This window comes from Bariatricus sp. TF06-38A (assembly GCF_027690675.1).
Lineage (GTDB): Bacteria > Bacillota > Clostridia > Lachnospirales > Lachnospiraceae > Allocoprococcus > Allocoprococcus comes.
Window position 1 is genome coordinate 1 of sequence record NZ_JAQFCE010000034.1, and the last position, 18,600, is coordinate 18,600.

Annotated in this window: 13 protein-coding genes and 1 pseudogene; 4 read left to right on the forward strand and 10 right to left on the reverse strand. The window is 39.5% G+C overall.

Annotation, left to right across the window (positions count from 1 at the left end; genetic code table 11):
* Positions 1-111: 111 nt before the first annotated feature.
* The 4 genes from PG418_RS17350 to PG418_RS17365 all read right to left on the reverse strand — a co-directional run bounded on the left by PG418_RS17350 (position 112) and on the right by PG418_RS17365 (position 4,401).
* Positions 112-2,709 (reverse strand): ABC transporter permease, encoded by a 2,598-nt coding sequence (locus tag PG418_RS17350; protein WP_498837785.1) that lies wholly within the window; start codon positions 2,707-2,709, stop codon positions 112-114.
* Positions 2,706-3,368, reverse strand: coding sequence for an ATP-binding cassette domain-containing protein (locus PG418_RS17355; RefSeq protein WP_270636780.1), 663 nt, complete (start codon positions 3,366-3,368; stop codon positions 2,706-2,708). The genes PG418_RS17350 and PG418_RS17355 overlap by 4 nt, the downstream gene beginning before the upstream one ends.
* A 347-nt stretch (positions 3,369-3,715) precedes the next feature.
* Positions 3,716-3,850 (reverse strand): hypothetical protein, encoded by a 135-nt coding sequence (locus PG418_RS17360; protein ID WP_270636781.1) that lies wholly within the window; start codon positions 3,848-3,850, stop codon positions 3,716-3,718.
* 188 nt (positions 3,851-4,038) lie between these two features.
* Positions 4,039-4,401, reverse strand: coding sequence for a hypothetical protein (locus PG418_RS17365; protein WP_270636782.1), 363 nt, complete (start codon positions 4,399-4,401; stop codon positions 4,039-4,041).
* Between the two features lie 162 nt (positions 4,402-4,563).
* On the opposite strand from PG418_RS17365, the gene PG418_RS17370 reads away from it, so the two are divergent.
* The gene (locus PG418_RS17370; protein WP_270636787.1) at positions 4,564-4,818 is read left to right on the forward strand and encodes a tyrosine-type recombinase/integrase; all 255 of its coding nucleotides are present in this window, start codon (positions 4,564-4,566) and stop codon (positions 4,816-4,818) included.
* A 71-nt stretch (positions 4,819-4,889) separates the two neighbouring features.
* Here PG418_RS17370 and PG418_RS17375 read toward each other — a convergent pair whose 3' ends face one another.
* Positions 4,890-5,828, reverse strand: a complete 939-nt coding sequence (locus PG418_RS17375) for a transposase (RefSeq protein WP_270636783.1) — start codon at positions 5,826-5,828, stop codon at positions 4,890-4,892.
* A 238-nt stretch (positions 5,829-6,066) separates the two neighbouring features.
* Here PG418_RS17375 and PG418_RS17380 point away from each other — a divergent pair.
* A pseudogene (locus tag PG418_RS17380) lies at positions 6,067-7,432 on the forward strand (transposase family protein); the annotation flags it as partial.
* A gap of 295 nt (positions 7,433-7,727) precedes the next feature.
* On the opposite strand, the gene PG418_RS17385 reads toward PG418_RS17380, so the two are convergent.
* The gene (locus tag PG418_RS17385) at positions 7,728-8,570 is read right to left on the reverse strand and encodes a zinc dependent phospholipase C family protein (RefSeq protein ID WP_270636784.1); all 843 of its coding nucleotides are present in this window, start codon (positions 8,568-8,570) and stop codon (positions 7,728-7,730) included.
* A 206-nt stretch (positions 8,571-8,776) separates the two neighbouring features.
* Between PG418_RS17385 and PG418_RS17390 the strand changes: the two genes are divergently transcribed.
* Both PG418_RS17390 and PG418_RS17395 read left to right on the forward strand, forming a co-directional pair.
* Positions 8,777-9,451 (forward strand): response regulator transcription factor, encoded by a 675-nt coding sequence (locus PG418_RS17390; RefSeq protein WP_498837786.1) that lies wholly within the window; start codon positions 8,777-8,779, stop codon positions 9,449-9,451.
* Position 9,452: 1 nt separating this feature from the next.
* The gene (locus tag PG418_RS17395; RefSeq protein WP_498837787.1) at positions 9,453-10,493 is read left to right on the forward strand and encodes a sensor histidine kinase; all 1,041 of its coding nucleotides are present in this window, start codon (positions 9,453-9,455) and stop codon (positions 10,491-10,493) included.
* 57 nt (positions 10,494-10,550) lie between these two features.
* On the opposite strand, the gene PG418_RS17400 is transcribed toward PG418_RS17395, so the two are convergent.
* The 4 genes from PG418_RS17400 to PG418_RS17415 form a co-directional block, all read right to left on the reverse strand.
* On the reverse strand, positions 10,551-10,790 hold the full coding sequence (locus PG418_RS17400; RefSeq protein WP_173899983.1) for a flagellar export protein FliJ: 240 nt from the start codon (positions 10,788-10,790) through the stop codon (positions 10,551-10,553).
* 78 nt (positions 10,791-10,868) lie between these two features.
* On the reverse strand, positions 10,869-11,477 hold the full coding sequence (locus tag PG418_RS17405; RefSeq protein ID WP_270637387.1) for a septation protein SpoVG family protein: 609 nt from the start codon (positions 11,475-11,477) through the stop codon (positions 10,869-10,871).
* Positions 11,478-11,508: 31 nt separating this feature from the next.
* A complete protein-coding gene (locus PG418_RS17410) occupies positions 11,509-18,396 on the reverse strand; it encodes a helicase-like domain-containing protein (protein WP_498837788.1) in 6,888 nt (2,295 codons plus the stop codon).
* Entirely contained in the window at positions 18,393-18,599 is a 207-nt protein-coding gene (locus PG418_RS17415) for a DpnD/PcfM family protein (protein WP_055056107.1), read from the reverse strand. The genes PG418_RS17410 and PG418_RS17415 overlap by 4 nt, the downstream gene beginning before the upstream one ends.
* Position 18,600: the final 1 nt, after the last annotated feature.

Here is an 18,600-nt window from a genome sequence, read left to right on the forward strand (position 1 = left end):
TCTACATCAAAAAGTTCTTCCTGCATTTTCTTTTCAAGTTCTAACATATTCTACACCTCCCTTCATTTATATTCTGGTTTATCAGCACTTTTATGCTGTAAATCATCTTACCTACAGATTTCTGAGGCGTTCTGTAATGCTTCCTTTTTCCCAAAGATAAATTCCAACCTCAGAAGCAATAACAGCTATTATGAAATACAACGCTATAACAATAGCTGCCGGAAATAATGTAAATTGAAAGGTAAAGAGCCAAATAGAAGAACATATTCCCCTAACTGCTGTCATACTAATTAGTGTTGCAAGCATAAACCCACCAATTGCAGCATAAAAAACATATCCTACACTTTCTCTTATAATCAGCTCACGTAATTGTTTTTTAGTTGCGCCTATACTTCTAAATGTTGCTAATTCCCGGTTACGTACAATTAGATTTGTAAAAATAATATTCACAAGATTCACCATTCCAATTGCACCCAAAATTCCTCCAATCAACACACATAAAATTCTGACCAACATTTTATAATTTTCGATTTCTGCATGTCTTTGTTCTGTAGTTTCAAATCCTACATCGGAAAATTCTTTTGAAATTCCCTGTAGCATTCTATTCACAGCCAGAGCATCTTCCTCATCTGCATTAAAAGAATAATTCACTAAGTTACCTTCTCCATACAGTTCTTTAAATAAGTCTTCATTCAAATAAAACCAAGGGCCTAAGATTGTTCCTCCCCCTGTAGAACTTCCTCCTGATATTTGTTCTGAATCTAGCACTAAAATTTGAGAAAGAACTTCCACCTCTTTTAATGCTTTTCCATCTTTATAAATAGTTACACTATCTCCAACTTTAGGTGAATTTTCAATATCAGACATACGTGGCTTTCCATTACCATTTGCGCAAATACCAACTAAAATATAATCTCCACTTTTTAATTTTTCTTTAATAGAAACAACATTTTTTTCTCCTTCTAAAATCTCCATTTTGTCAATAAAATTTTCAGAAATTCCGCATACATTACATACAGGTTTCTTATCCTTACCTAAGGTTAACGTACCATAATTGGTTGTTGCACTATTAGTAATTACTCCATCAATTTCTATACTGGGTATTTTGACATCTATTACTTTTACCCCCCAGTCAAAACTTATGTCAAAATTATATACAGATGCATCTATTGCATTTTTATATAACTTTGTTCCATTCTTAATCATGGCATTCTTTTCAAGTTCTTGAATGGCTTCTTCATTTAAGGACGCAGAAGGTTTGACATAACCAATACTTGGATTTAATGTATCTGTTGATGCAACTAAATAATCCCTTCTCATTTGTGCATTTACATATTTCTCTTCATCAAAACTATCTGAAATACTCCATAAGGAATTGACAAAAACAACACTTAATATAAGCGAGGTAAACACTAAAACAGTTCTCTTTCTATTTCTTTGCAGATTGCTTCTTGCTATACTTTTAATAGAGCGGATATCTTTTTCTGCGGTTTTTTTCTTCACTTCTGTATATTTTGCTGTTTCAATCGCAGAATACTTAGCAGCCCTTTTAGAAGGTCTTCTCATGCTCAAAAATACTGTAAGCAGCACAAAGAGAACTGTTAAAATAAAGATAGCCGGGTGTACAGACTGCACAATAGTAAGTTCTTCCTCACTGTATTCCCAATTCTTCAAAATGACTGGCAGCAAAAGTGCCCCTAGCCCATATCCAACCACTAAGCCAATTGGAATGCCAATAAGAGATAACAGAAGCATCTGTCTTCGCATTAACCTCTTAATCTGTTTGCCGGTCATTCCAATCGTTTTCATTATCCCAAATTCTTGAATATCCTGCATAACACCTATATCAAAAATATTATAGATCAAAAGATATCCGCACAGAATAAATAATGCCCCGAAAAAGACTATGGCAAAACAAATTCCTGTATTCCCATCTTCTGAATATAACATGGGATTGACTGCTACATTAACATAGCTGCTTCCATCAGCGTTTTCTGTTTGCGCCCCAAGACTTTCTGCATATTCTTTAAGATTTTGTTCAATATTCCCTGTATTCTTCATACAAACACTTGCATAATAGGTTCCTAAAATCTCTTTATCAAGATCGTATGTATTCTCTGCCACTTCAGGGTTGTGTTCTAAAAATGCTTCAGATACAATCATAAAATCAACTTTAGGACCGCATGTATACCAGCCTGACAGTCGCATGTCAAAGTTATATTCCTGACCTCTTAACGTAAAAGACACCGGAACATGACTTCCTACTTCTTTTTTTATCCCCAAATCTTCTAATGCTTGTTCTGATAAAAGCACTTCTTTTTCATCTTCCGGCATCTTCCCCTCTTCTAAGGAAAGATAATACGCTTCCATGCCGGCCCGATCCAGATAGTCTATTTCAATCGAATGCTTCGTTTCCCCTTCCATAAGGGCAATGGGAACTCTCCCTCCTACACTTTCAAATAAATCGGAGTTTTGAATCTTCTGAAATTGTTCTTTATCCAAAAATCGAAGTTCTGCGTCCGCTTTCATTCCGGATAATTTTAACTGTGTTTCCTGAATGGATTGCATACCGCCAAATCCAATTTCCAATACTGAGGTAAATAAAATGGTCGTTAAAGTAATCGCCAATACAAGAAGCATATTTCTTTTCCTATGTACTTTTAAATTACCATGAACCATCTCTTTGAATATTTTCTTTTCATTACTCATACGATCTTACCATCTCTCATTCTTATAATTCTTGATGCTGTTTCTGCAATTTCTCTACTATGGGTAATCATGATAATCGTCTGATTGTAACGTTCCCCTGACTCCCTGAGCAGTCTAAGAACCTCTTTGCTGGATTCACTGTCCAAGTTTCCTGTCGGCTCATCTGCTAAGACAATATCCGGTTTTGTAATCATTGCCCTGGCAATGGCAACTCTCTGCTGCTGTCCGCCTGACAAGGTGTTCGGTAAATTTTTTAACTTATTTTTAATTCCCAGAGTTTCTACAATCTCTTCAAAATATGCTTTATCAATTTTACTGTTCCCTAAATAAAGTGGTAACAGTATATTGCTTTTTACATTCAGTGTTTGAAGAAGGTTATAGTTTTGAAATACAAACCCGATATGTTTTCTTCGATACACCGTCAGTTCTTCCGATTTCATTTTTGTTATATCTTTTCCATGTATCAGAACCGTTCCCTCTGTCGGGTTATCCAACCCGCCCAGCATATTTAATAATGTTGTCTTGCCGCAGCCTGACGGTCCAACAACAGCTATGAACTCGCCTTCTTCAACAGAAAGATTGACATGATCTAATGCCTTTACACAAATCTCTCCATTACGATAATACTTTTTTAAATCTGATGTTTTCACCAATTCCATGTTTCTCACCTCTCCTTATTTTATTTCATCATAATATCTAATTCTTACCCAATTATTACATTGTGAACAAAAAGTAAAAAAGAAGAGAACCCCGTCTATTGAATCTCAAAAACGTAAAAGTCCTCTTCTTTAATTTTTTGTGTTCTCTAAATCATTTCAAATATTCAAAGACTCACCACCAAGGTGTGTAATGCGTATTGCAATGATTTGGTGCTGTTTCACAATCATATAAACAATCATCTGGATTACAATACTGTACTTCTACATCGAAGTTTTCGTTTTGCATTTTCTTTTCTAATTCCTGCATCTATTATTCCCTTTCGTACAATACAATTTTTAAGATTACCCTACCATAAACTTGTAAAATGAACAGTGCAGTGATTTGGTGCTGTTTCACAATCGTGTAAACAATCATCTGGATTACAATACTGTACTTCTACATCAAAGCTTTCATTCTGCATTTTCTTTTCCAGTTCTTTCATTGTCCCTTCCTCCTTTCCTTGATATATTATGATAGGCGTTTGCGAAACGCCAAAAGCCGCATAAATACGCAATGTCATTAACTTTAGCAAAGAGCAGAAATCGTAAGCATTTATAAAACTATGATTCCTGCTTTTTGTTTGTATATGGGCATACTTATCCCCTTCTCTTTGTACTCGCATTTTTTAGCTCAGTACGCTCTTTTATGGGTATTTGAATATTTTCCTGCTAATTGCCCTTTCGTTCTGGTATAATGCCGATCAGGACGAATGGGAACAAGATTTTTACTGATATCTTCATATATTTGCTGAAATAACATATTTTTCTTTTGACCATCCGTTTCAAGAAGTATATAAATCAGATCATTTTTTAAGATTCCAATACTAACAGTCTGATTGATCATCATTTTATGTTTTCTGTTCGCTTCTTTCTGATCCAGTTCACGCTCTGCATCTAATATGATATCTTCAGCTAAATTGCTCAGATATATAGTGCTGTATATATCTTGTAATAACAGAATAGGTTTTGTACCTGTAAAATTCTCTAACTGCAACCGACTCTTTAGCGTTTCATACGCAGTCTCTATCCCCCATATGCCGATATTTTAGAAATGCCGACTTTTGACTTTCTGAAATATTAGATTTATAGGACTTTATAAATATATCGGCATTTCTTACTATAGAGATGTAACCAGTTATCACTGTAGCTAGTCCATCTGCATTCACATCTTTTCAGAAGAACGAGGGCAATGCACCTGTATCAGGCAGGATTGCCACTTCCTACTATATCTGAATGGCTTGGTCATTCGAACATAGAAATGTCTCGTTTCTATGTAAAGGTTACTGAAGCAATGAAGAAGGAAGCACCACATAAGCTTAGCGATAGTGATAGTTCCGTCTTTAAGGATTATGTGGTGTTCAAGTATGCCAATGACGAAGATATTATCAAACGGCTTTGTGGATTGAAATAAATGCCGATAGTTTATTACCGTGCCTGACATCGGGTCAGGCATGGGATCTTATAGAAAATTTATCGGCATTTCTAAAATATCGGCATAACGCTCCACCTCATATGATATAATTCTTTTATTTCTTCTGTATGAAATTCAGTTTGTGAAAGATTTGTAGCCAAAACTTCTAAACTTCCGTTTTCTAATAGGATTTTTACCATACGCAATGAAATTTCACCTAATTCTTTCATACGTTCTCCATCTGGCGTTCCCTCGTAATGTCTGATTCTTGACTTATCAAGTCTTATTTTAACTAGCTGATCATTTTCTGTTAAACTGTTTTGCTCTTTTTTGTAATCACTGCTTTTGAAACGTACGATAAATTTAATATCCTTATCCATCATATGTATAAACGCTGGCGTAGAAGGATAGCCTCTGTCCATGATAATAATATAGGGAATACTGCCTATTGTTTCCGGTATTCGCTCCACTTGTTTTTCTGCCAGGCGCATTTCATTAAATTTCACCTTATTACAGTCACTTTCCAGTATCATACGATTCATTACATCATAAATACAGCCTAATCCTATTTGAGCTTGGGGCTTTGTGTTTTTCCGGCTTGCAGAACCATAGAGTTTCAGTGTTTCAGCAGTGGTAGGAATATTAATATCTGAGCCGTCAGCGGCTAATATTAAATGATCTTTGTAAGTTAAAAAGGTGGAATCTGCATAAAAGTTACGGTTATGATATTTATATAATTCTAAAAAAGCATCTGGATTAAGTTTCATGCGCTGTTTCAGATATCCTGGTTTTGAAATAGACACACCAGGATGAGCAAGTTTCATATAATTTCTCAGTTCCAATGCCAACGTCAACCCCTTTCTGTTTATCATCGTGAAAAGAAGATCCTGAAGAGGCATTTTTCGAATTCTGGTAAAATAATTTTTATTACCTGATCGGCAAAATGCCTTAAATTCATCAGAAGTCATTTTTTCTATATCCATGAATATACGTTTCTGAGAATGCTTCATGCATAATCACATCCTTTTTTTGAGCAGGTTCATGGCTTCTTTTTACAATATAAGCATATCAAAAAAAGCAGAAGATATCTAATCCATTTCGGAATAAATATCTTCTGCTTTTAAGTTAATGACATTGCATAAATACGGCATTTTTTCTTGTTAAAAATAAAATATCTCCTCAAGGTTTATGGTAAAATAGAGTTGTCGAGAAACTATCAACCAATCCACCTAAAGGAGATATACCTACATGATAACATATAAGCAACTCACTTTGGCAGAAATTTTTGAAGATTGCCAAAATAAATTCGACAACGACAAATACCAGTTCTTTTCGCTTTTTGATGAAGCCATTAACCTTGATGAAATTGTTCCTGTTTCTTTTATTTCTCATTTTTACGCCAGTACCGGAAGACTCCGCAAACATCAGCTTTATCCAATGCTTAAGGCACTTCTTATCCAGCGTATTTTCTCAATCCCGACGGACACACTCCTGATCGTATTTCTGAAATATTCCCAGGAACTGCGTGATTTCTGCAGTTTTGATGTTGTTCCGGATGGTTCCAAATTTACACGTTTCAAACAGGATTTTTTATCGGACTTACAATCTATGTTCGATCATCTTGTTGATCTGACCGAACCGATCTGCCAAAATCTTGATCCTGCCCTTGCTTCCATGACAATCTTCGATACCTCTGGCATTGAAGCATGGGTTACAGAAAATAACCCCAAATATGCCAACCGTATTATCAAGCAGCTAAAGGCTTTCAAAAAATCCCATAACCTTGATGATTCCTATGATCCTTATAAAGCTGCTTATGGCTCTATGCCAACTCATGCGGCTTCCAATCAGGCAATCCAGCAGATGTACATCAATGGACATTTCTGTTACGCCTATAAATTTGGCATTATTACGAACGGGCTTGGTATTGTTCGTGACATCACTTTCTACAACAAGGACTTTCTAAAAAAACATCCTGATATCGTTGTAGGGAAGAAATCAGATTCACCGGATGAGGATAAATCCCTTGCCGATTCGAAAGCACTTCTTCCAGTTTTAATTGACTTTTTCCAGAAACATCCTTTAATAAATTCAAAGACGTTTCTTGGAGATGCTGCGTTTGATGCCATTAACATTTACAAATCCCTCTTTGAAGAAATTGGCTTTCAAAAAGCATTTATCCCTTTAAAAACAAAGCTTTCTGTGGAAGGAACTGACTATACTGTCAATGAAAACGGTATTCCCTGCTGTCCTCACGATCCATCACTTCCGATGCGGCGTGAGGGAAGCAGATCCCATTTGCGGAGCAAACTTCCTACCATGAAGTTTGTATGTCCAAAAATGAAATGGGAATACAATCCTGCCGACAAGTCAAAACGTCGCGTATGTCATTGTGACAATCCATGTACATCTTCTTCCTGCGGACGAATGGTCTACATTTATCCTGAAAAGAACCTTCGTGCCTATCCTGGTGTAGAACGCGGCTCACAGGAATGGGAGGATACTTACAAGATCCGTGTAAATGTTGAAAAGTCAATCAACCATTTCAAAGATAGTTTCTGCATTGCGGATCGTAAGACCCAGAATGAGAAAACGCTTCATGCTGATTTACTTCTTGCTGGAATTACCCAGCTTGTTACTGTGCTTGTCGCTGATAAGATCCATCAGTATCAATACATTCGGAGTTTGAAGCCTTTGATTGCCTGATTATTAATATGCATATAATCTTTTCTTCGCAGTTTATCTGGGAAGTCTTTTAGTTATGTCTAAATTTAGAAGCACCTATTTTTCATCTTAAGAATCCTGCGTTGCAGGATTCTTACCGCTTTTTAATCAGGATTGCGAACATGTTTCGCAATTACCTAATATATTATGATTTTAATGTGTGACGCCACCAAAAATCATCTTATTTAGTAAATACCTACTTCCTTACCAAATTTGTAAATGTACTTACTTACTGTCTTTATTGCATTTTGGACTGACTGATTTCCGGCTGAGCTATAGGTATCTTTATTCTGTGCCAGTCCAGCCAATGCTTTAGCATCTTTTGCAGAACGATAAAGTATATCTCCTACTGCTGCATTCTCAGCACTACTATAAACATTTGTGCCAAAACTATTCCCTGCTATGGTATATTCTGTACGGTGTTTGTCCACATACTTTTCAAAATCTGAGTGATTACTATTTACTGCTGTCAGATTGGAAGCATGATGTGGCTCATTCAAATCTGATACGTAATGTGTTCCCTTTCCTAAGTATTCCATAGCCTTATCTGTATATCCATCTTTATATGCTGCAACTGCACTTTGATAATATATTTCTGCTCTGGTTCGTGCTGTAGGATTTTTCTGTCCCATCCAGTTTTTTCCGGTATCCGGATCATAGAAATGTCCTGCAAACGTTCCATAATCGGTTTCGTTTCCCACTACATCTGGCCAGTCTGTATATTCACATATCATAGCAGCCTTTGTATTTAATATGCTGGCGCCTTTATCATTATTTAAAATCTTCAAGGCATTCGATACGATATACTGGTGCGTATGATCCACCCCGCCGCTGCTAAAGCGCTCATCCGGATTTTCTATATGCTCAATAGGTGCGCCTGGTCCGTAAATTTCATCTGAACCATTCGAAATATCAAGAACCTGTTGCGGTAAATTCTGGAATTCCGCTGCCGATACCGTCCATGTTGGCGATGCAGAAACACCTACCAAAACCATTGCCAAAAGTGCCCCTAGTTTTCTACATTTCATATCTAGTACCTCCCGTTTTTTCTTATCAGTATATCCGTAGATTCTTACCAAATTATTACAATTAGTGCATTATAAAAAATATTTTATCTGAAAAAAATCATTATTTACTTTTGCATTTTTTACAATTATAATACATCTTGAAAACCGTAAAGGCTCTTTATGGTATAGAAAAACTTAGAAATTTAGAACAAAAGGAGTGAGAAACTATGCACCGTATCTTAATTATTGAAGATGATTTCTCCTTAAATAATACCCTGGCTTATAACTTGCGGACAGCCGGTTATACTGTTGACTCTGCATATAATGCAAAAGAAGCCTTTGAATATTTAAAACAGTATCATTACATTCTTCTGATTTTGGATATTAACCTTCCTGACGGAAATGGCTTTGAATTATATTCAGAATTGAAAGAAAAATCAAATGCCAGTATTATCTTTTTAACCGCAAATGATTTAGAAAATGATATAGTGAAAGGATTTGACCTGGGTGCTGATGACTATATTACAAAACCTTTTTCACCTGTCGTCTTACAAAAGAAAATAGCTGTTTTAACAAAATACATCACAGAAAAGCAAAAGGAAACTGTATATGAAGACGGTAATCTTTGCATCAATTTCTCGCAAATGACTGCGACACTGGACAAAGTTCCCCTGGAATTATTCCCTTTGGAGTACCGTATTCTGCAATATTTTATTGTGAATAAAAAGCATATTTTAAAGCGGGATCAGCTTCTTGAGCATCTCTGGGATTTCTCCGAAAACTTTGTAGGTGATACTTCCCTAAATACTGCTATTAGCAGACTCCGAAAGAAAATCGAAGCCAGCGGGCATCGTTATATAAAAACAATCTATGGAACTGGATATATGTGGATAGGTGATTGATATGAAAAAAACATTTTCTTTAAAAAAAATATATATTATAGTTTCCCTGCTATTTCTATTGATATTTTCAGGAACCTGTATCATATTGCGTACACTTACATCAGATCCTAAAGTATTTTTACTTTTTACCGTTTTCACTTTCCTTCTGCTTATCTGTGTATTTATTCTCTTTTGTACAATTTTCCACAAGCTCACCTTGTTTACTCGTGAACTTCATAAAACATTGGACAGTATGATTGAAGGAACCTATTTTTCCCCTGATGAAAAGTATGACGAAACTTTACTATCACAGATCAACCATTATTTAGGAAGATTGTACAGTATATTGGAAAACACAAAAAACTCTGTAAATGCCGAAAAGGTACAGCTCCAGCAGCTAATTTCTGATATTTCTCATCAGTTAAAAACCCCCATGACTACGCTGCGCCTGACAGAGTCCGCTATGGAAAAAGCCATTACAAAACCGCAGGAACTAAAGACCTTATTTCACACAAATACCGCACATCTGAACAAGCTGGAATTTTTAATCTCTTCCCTTGTAAAAATATCCCGTTTGGAAACAGGTGTGATAAAACTATCCCCAAGTTATCAAACGATTGGTGACACCATTCTCATGGCTCTGGAAAATATCGTCTTAGCGGCTGATCAGAAGAACATTCAAATAACTTTTAATTATTCAGAAGACTTTAAGGCGTATCATGATCCCAAATGGACTTCCGAAGCGCTGTATAATATCCTGGATAATGCTGTAAAATACACGAATGAAAACGGACATATTTCCATAGAACTTTTTACCCTGGAAAACTATACCAAAATAGCAATCACTGATTCCGGTATCGGCATCAAAGAATCGGAAATCCCAAAACTTTTCCAACGCTTCTACCGCTCTCCTTCTGTCAAAAACTTTCCGGGAGTTGGTGTTGGGCTTCATCTGGCGCAAGACATTATCAGCCGACAATATGGTTTTATCCATGTTTTTTCTACACTTCATGTGGGCAGTACCTTTGAAGTATGGCTGATTAATTCAGACTCTCCTAAATAAAAAAAATGCCGCTACAGGTTTTACTATCACACACCTGTAACGGCGTTTTTTGTTATTTTATTCCGCTTTTTCTTCATTACCGGATTTTAAATATGTCATGACCTCTTCCACCGTTTTTCCGGAAGCAATCAATGCACTAAATATCTCATCCTTCTGTTTATCTTCAATCTTTTTCCTAAGTTCTTTTGCTTTCAAACGCAGTTCTTTTAATTCTGCCTCTGTTGTTTTAATCTCCTGTTCTGTCTTCATAAGCATTTCTTCAAGAGAAAGATTTTCTACTTTTTTACGTCTTGGCATACTGTTTCCTCCCATGCTGATATTTTCTTCATTCTACCATTATTGTTCCAAAAATACCAGTCTTTTTATGAATAGCTCCTATCTCCCTCTTCGCTGCTGTTTCTGGCTTTTGGCATATTCCATCTTTTTATTGTATTCGTCCATGATTGCACTTTCCAGATCTGCCTTAAATTCTGCATTAACTGCATGGGCAATGTCCTCCCGTTCTCCTTTTGCAGAATTTTTCTGGGGCATACCTACAAAGGTTTTTCCGTTCCATGCCTGGATCACATGAAGCTGCTGGATTGCCAATACGTCCTGCAGACGAATGGCAACATCTGCCTTAAATGTATCGCTTCCCTGTACCGGATTTACACTCAGATTGCAATACAGTTCTTCCTCTCCCCAACTGCCCTTACAGTCTGTTTTAGTTTCTGTCATATTCTCATAGGCTGCCCTTACAGTATCCAACACTTCCTTTTGAAATTCCTTATCCGTAAACCGGAAAAAAGGAACATACTCCCCTGTTTCGTAATCTCTGTAACGGGGCATATCGAGGTACAGATTTCCTTTCGAGGACTCTTTAATTGCAAGACTTTTCACACAGAAGGCCTCATCAAAGGTAATGGTAGCAAATCCTTTCAGATTATTGATCTTTCCTTCTTCCTGTTTCAATTCCGGTTTATATACTCTGATATTATATTTCATATTGTGATCTCCTTTTCTACTCTACTTTTCGTTACCGAACCGCTGTCTGGCATGGAAGATTTTTGGTTTCCTCCTGCACTTCCACACACTCCTCCTGGTCCTTGATTTCCAGTTCTGCATCAATCTCCATCTGCCTGGTAATGTTTTCTTTTAAAAGCTCCTCATACGGGAAGGGCTTTTCATATTCCTGCTTTGCATTTTTTATCTCATTTTCACAGGTCTGAATTTCTTTTTGAATATCTTCTACTGCTTTATCAAGGACATTCAAGCGGTTTTCCATACGGACCATATTGCCGGAGTCACTGCTTTTTAACTCCACACTATATTCCTTCTCTCCCTGAAGGAACAATACCGGCCCCATCATATCCTTTTGGACAAATACCTGAAATCCCTTATACATACCGACTTCGTGCCTGGTAAAAGCTGTCACACCTTCTATAATCCCACGCAGGACTTCCCCTGCTTCTTTATGCTTCTCATAGACTTTTCCCTGCAGAGTGATTGCAAACTCCGGCTGTACTTCCATAGCCTGGTTCCTACGGTCCAAATCCTTTAGAAGCGATTGCAGTTCTTTCTCCAGACTTTGTATCCTTTTCGGGTACTGGAACGTAACCGCATCCTGCAAGGCAAACCGTTTCCCTTCATGTGCAGTTTTCAGGATTCTCAGACGTGCCACTTCATTATCTACTTGTATTTTTTCCATAATCAGGGGATTTTCGGAAGCTACCGCTTTAATCTCTGCAAAGTTTAATACGGTTTCATCTATATCCTCACAGATCCTTGCCAGTTCCCGGCTGGTAAATACCTGGCTGATAAACCGCTGTTTTGTTTCTACAATGCCCCATAAATAAGCATCAAAAGAACCCTTTGTTACATAGCGGTAAATATTGACTTCCTCATTTTCATTCCCCTGGCGGATAATACGCCCTTCCCGCTGTTCAATATCAGAGGGTTTCCAGGGGCAGTCGATATGATGTGCCGCCACCATTCTGGTCTGGATATTGGTTCCTACTCCCAGTTTTTCGGTACTTCCTATAATAATCCGTTTCCTTCCGGCTCTGACATCGGAAAACATACGGTCCCTCTGTTCATCTGTTTTTGCATCATGGATAAAGCAGATTTCTTCCTCTGGAACACCTCTGGTAATCAGTTCCTGTTTTAAATAATCATAGACAGTAAACGCTTTTCCCGGTCCGGGTGTCCCAATATCCGAAAAAACAATCTGGGTTCCTTTCTGTTCCTGGGACTGTACATATTCCTGGTAAATGTTTTCTACTGCTTTATTCAGTTTGGAATCCGAATCTACCGGAGCATAACTGTCCAAAAGCCGGGGATCTGTACCCAAAAGCCTTGCTTCCCCGGTAATCCGGAGCATATTGTCGTCCTTTGGATCTACCACACCTCTATGGATTGCTTCTGCCCTTTCCACCATTTCCTGCATACGTTCTTTGACATAATCAGAGGCTTCCGATACTACAACCTTATATTTTCCGTCCTTTAATTCTGGCCGCTTAATATCTAGCATATCAGGCAGAATAATGTCTGCTACTTCTTTAAACAGGTGTATCAGTTCCGGCAGATTGATAAACTTATTAAACCTGGTCCGCATCCGGTAACCAGTACCTTCCGGTGCCAGTTCCAAAGAGCTGGTAACTTCCCCAAACACAGAAGCCCATGCATCAAAATGGTAAATCCCCTTTTCGTGAAGCCGCCTTTCCTGCAGATATAACTGCATCACATAAAGTTCCACCATTGAGTTTGACAGAGGGGTTCCCGTTGCCATAATGACGCCCCTTCCCTGATTTTTTTCGTTGATATACTGGATTTTCATACGCATATCCATAGCCCTCTGGGAACCGCTGGAACCCAGACCCGCAACATTGTTCATTTTCGTAAAAATTTCCAAGTTCTTGAACAGGTGCGCTTCATCTACAAATAAGGCATCTACGCCTGTTTCTTCAAAGTACATCACATCATCTTTGATTTCTTCATTGTTCAGTTCTTCGATTTTCTGCAACAGTTTTTTCTTTCTGCTTTCCATCTGCTTTATGGACCAGTTCTTTCCCTCTTCTTCCCTTGCCCGGTTAATGGCTTCTATCAGTTGCTCTGCCTGCTCTTCTATCATGGCTCTTTGCCGGTCAGGGGAAATGGCAATTCTCTGGAACTGAGTATGACCGATAATAATACAGTCATAATCCCCTGTTGCCATTCTGGCAATCATGCGCCTGCGGTTTTCCTTCTGAAAATCTTCTTTTCTGGTAATCAGGATCTTCGCATCTGGGTAGGCGCGCAAAAATTCCGCCCCCATCTGGAAGGTCAGGTGGTTCGGAACGGTAAGAAGGGGTTTCGTTGCCAGCCCCAGCCTCCTCATCTCCATACAGATACAGATCATTTCCAGAGATTTACCGGCGCCTACTGTATGGGCAAGCAGGGTATTTCCTCCACACAGCAATGCCCTTGCTACAGCATTTTTCTGATAAGGACGCAGCTTTAACAGGGGGTTCAGTCCCGGCAGTTTTAAATAAGAGCCATCATAGCTTCGTTGTCTGTCGCAGTTAAAGGTTTCATTATAAAAATCCACATATTTTTTTCTGCGCTTTGGTTCCTTAAAAATCCAGTCCCGGAAGGCTTCTTTTATCTGCTCCGCCTTATCCCTGGCAAGCATGGTTTCCTTCCGATTAATCACATAACGTACTTTTTCCCCTTCCTGCACCCGGTCCCTTATGGTCACAATCCGGCTGTTTAACAGTTCCTCTATAATGCTGATTGCATCCATAAATCTTGTGCCATAGGTTTGTCTGGTACGAATGGTTCCTCCAAAAAAGTTTCCCCTGTCAATATGGTAAGACATATCTGCATCTAAGCGCTCAATCTTGAGGGCATGGCCACTATGAGCGCAATAGTTTCTCTGGTTGTTCTCCGGGATTTCCAAAAGCTCATAGATAAACTGTTCGTAATCCTCATTTTCAATCCAGGTTGTTCCCAGTTTTACACTGATCTCAGGCGCTGTCAGTTCTTTTGGCTGTACCTTTTCCAGTGCTTCCACGTTGTCCACAAACAAGGGATTGTTCTGCGCATAAATCCTTGCAGTACGGAGCTTCTGCCGCACATTTCCGCTTAAATACTCATCTGCGGTTTCCCACCCTGCATTGGGATCTTCTTCCTTTGCCAGTACAGGGTTCTGGTAGATTAACCCTTTTAATTCCTGGAGCATTTCTTTCCTGTTTCCCGGATAAAGGGTGAGCATATAGGGAATATCCACCCGGTTATATTCTGACAGACTGATATGCAGTGCTTCCTGGGCATTCTCCACTTTATCTATCACATCTCTGGGGCGTATGGTCCTTTTGTAAAAAATATCGGCTTTGGTTACATTTTTGTCCTCATCAACTACTTCCAGGGAAGAAAGCAGGGGATAATCATTGTCCTGCCGGAACGCCATTTTATTTGTCCGGTCACAGAAATATCCATGCGTTTTCACAAAGGCATCATACAAACGGTTTAACTGTTCCTGTGCCTTTTTCAGTTCCTGGTCAGAACAATTTTCCTGCTGTATCTGTAAAATTTCACGCACCAGAAGGCGGATTTTATGCATGGCACGTATCCGGCGCTTCACACTTTCCTTTGCCTGACTCCGGTATAAAGACTCCCCTTCCCGGTAATATACTTCGTCCTGTATCACCGTAAACGTATAATTAGGTATCTTTGGGGAAGCAGCTAAGACGTCCTGCTCTTCCTTCTTTTTTTCTGCTATGCTTTCTTCATAACAGTTTTTAGGAAGCTCTCCAACTGCGTCCAAAATTCTTTTTTCCAGGTCAAAGTCTTCCGCTTCATTGACCAGGGCTGTATATTTGGAATCTTTCCCGAAAAACTGTTCAAACCAGACCATTTTCCCAAGCATCATTTCCGGGTGTTCCAGATAATACTCATTTACCGGTACCATGTCTTCCGTAAGCCCTGTATAAGTCCAGATCGGCTCCCCAATCGAAGGCTCTGCTTTTTTCTGAAAAAACAAAAGGTCACTGGTAACTGCGGTATTGGCGCTCTTTCCAAAAGAATCTGCCGGAAGCCGGACTGCCCCTAAAAGGTCTGCCTGTTCTGCCAAATTTTTTCTCACAGCGCTGTCATTTTTATCCAACGTCCCTTTTGAAGTTACCACTGCCAAAATGCCTCCTGGCCGAAGGAGGTCCATGCTTTTCCGGATAAAATAATCATGGACTTTCAACTTCATCTTTTTATATCGGGGATCATACAAACGGAAATCCCCAAAAGGCACGTTTCCTACAATTACATCAAAGCTGTTATCCTCAAATTCCGTTTTTTCAAATCCTTTAATCTGGATACTGGCTGAAGGGTGGAGCTTTTGTGCAATCCTTCCGCTTATGGCATCAATCTCCACGCCATAAAGCTGGGATTTTTGCATACTTTCCGGAAGACCATGAAAAAAGTTTCCAATCCCCATAGCCGGTTCCAGAATTTTTCCCTTCTGGAATCCAAACTGCTCCAGGGCTTTATAAACACCCCGCACGACTTCCGGCGGCGTATAAAAAGAACTGTTGACACTGGCCCTTGCCTGGGCGTATTCTTCTGCGGTCAACAGTTCCTTCAATTCCTGATATTCTTTTTTCCACTCCGGGCGTTTACTGTTAAAAGCATTTGGCAGCCCGCCCCACCCTACATACCCCGCAAGAATTTCCTGTTCTTCTTTTGTGGCATTTCTCTCTTCCTGCTCCAGTGTTTTTAAGATACGGATTGCCCGGATATTTTTCTGATACCGGCTTTTATCCCCACCGGTAAACTGCAACCAGCCTTCTGGGTAATAATAATCTCCGGCTTCTTCCTTGCCTTCTGTCTGGACAGAGGTTCTTCCTTCCTGCCAAAGCTCTTCCTTTTTAAGAATTTCGCTATATTCTTCCCATAATGCCGGAAACCAGGGAAGCAGACGGTACATATTCTCCTGCTGCTCTAAGGTTTCTGAATCTTCGGTATAGGCAATCTGGTCCTCCTCTGCCAGATGTGCAGTAAGCCCGCCAAACTGATCCCAGGAAAGTTCCTGCAGAAAATCTTGGCTTTCCGGCAGGGTGATCTTAATCCCATTTTCCTGAATACAAAGCTCATAGCTTCCATGTTCTGTCCGCACCAGATAATAAGGCTGGCCTTCCGGTACTTCCCGAAGCAAAAGCATCTTCAAAAAATGGTCTTTTTCTTCCGGTAGCTGATTGGTCGTATAGACCAGACAGAGCATTTTCTTTAAAATATCCGCCTGGATATTCTGTTTATAAAAGGCTATGCCAATCTCTTCTAATGGGATTGGTTCCTTTTCCTCAATCACTTCCTGCACTTTCTCTGGCTGTAAGGTTTCTTCCTCTGTTTCTTCCCCATTTTCTAAGGCTTCCTCCGATACAGATAACAAAGGAAGATAGGTCCCTTTTTCAATCCGTTTCCCAATTTCCAAAGAAACTTCGTCCCAGTACCAGAACGCCTCCTTCATGGAAGTTCCCTCACTCCAAAGAATATAAAAACCACTGGAACCGCTTTCTGCGGTCAGGATACCGTCTTTTGTATGGGCTTCTCTTTTTACATCTCCATACAATTCATAAAGATAGGCTTCCCGGTCTGTTTCCTCTGGATTGTTCCGGTAAAACTCATAAATTTTATATGGTATCTCCTGCCCTGTCATTTCCAGAAGGATTTTCTCTTTCTGCCAGTTTTCCGGCTGTGCAGGTTCTATCTCCCCAGACAGAAAAGGAACCGCCGAAGCAGTTCCTTTCTCTGTATCCTCTTCTGTTTTTTCCTGTTTTATCCGATCCTGGGGTGAATGATCTCCTCCATAACCTGTTTCTGCGCTTCCATGTCCGCCTGTATCCGAAGGTTGGTCATTTCCAACGTATTGTAAGGGTCGGTCCTGTCCTCTCTGGTCCAGGTCTTCAGAAGACTTTCTGCCAGTTTCTCGTGGTATTCCTCCGCTTCTGTCTGGATTTTCATAAGCCGCTCCATCAGTTTCCCGGACAGGAGCATCATTTCGTATTGTGCCTGGTCCGTTCTCTTCATTTCCTGTGCTGCGATCCTGCCGTAACGGTTCAGGAACGCCAGTATCTTCTCCTCGCTCATCACGCCCTCTAAGACTGGTATCTGTACGCCATTCATTTCCCTGTACTGGATTCCTGCGATCCCTTCCATAATACTGCCTCCTTTCAAGGTCTATGTTCTTCATGGTCCTTGCAATCTGTAACACAATCCGCCCAGATAAATGGGATACTAACCGTCCTGTCCGGTACAGAACCTCCTCATTCTCTGAAAAACCGCAGATAAAAGAAAAATCCAGGGTGTCATCTCGGATACCGCAGCGGCTTTCCACCGCATAACAGACACTGTTTACAAGAAACTCTGTAATCTGGTTTTCTTTTACCTCCTGTCCCTCTCCGGTAAGGACAGCCAGCTTCTGCAAGGATTTTAAAATTTCATATTCCTCTTCTATCATAAACCAAACATTTGTTCTTGTAAAGGCGTCTAAAGAATTTTTAAACTTTTTTTCCTGTTCGTAGATTTCCGGGAACAGCTCCCTTGCCAGCAGTCTGCGGTTTGTCCCATTCACCTGCCAGTTCCAGGGCCGGATTCCCTGTCCCTTTACATCTTGAATATCATAAACATGGGTAACTCCTTCCCCGAAAATTTTGGAAGGAAATACTGCAATTCCTTTACTTCCTCTGGCAACCGGCAAATCCATTTCCAGCCAGGCATCATATCCTGCAAGAACGGACGCATCTGGGCGCTGGGCATATACCATACAGGTATTTAAGAAGTCCAACTGATACAAGCGCCCCATGCAGGAAAGAAAATTTTTCCAGGAATCCTCCGACTCTGAAATCCAGTGTATGGTTTCCTCATACAGTTCCCGTACTTTTGTGATATGCTTCATCTGCTGTTCCTTCTTTCTTTTACAGGTACCAGTTCTTTTGCAGAAATATCACGATAGGAAAAATCATCTGCCCCCAGCACGATTTTTTCTGCATAATAATCTGCTTCTGCTTTTGCAGTTGCCTCCAGTTCATTCCTGCCCCGGTATCTTACTTTTTTCTCCAGGACTTCTGTTATGGTCACTTCATATTCTTTTTCGTCCATG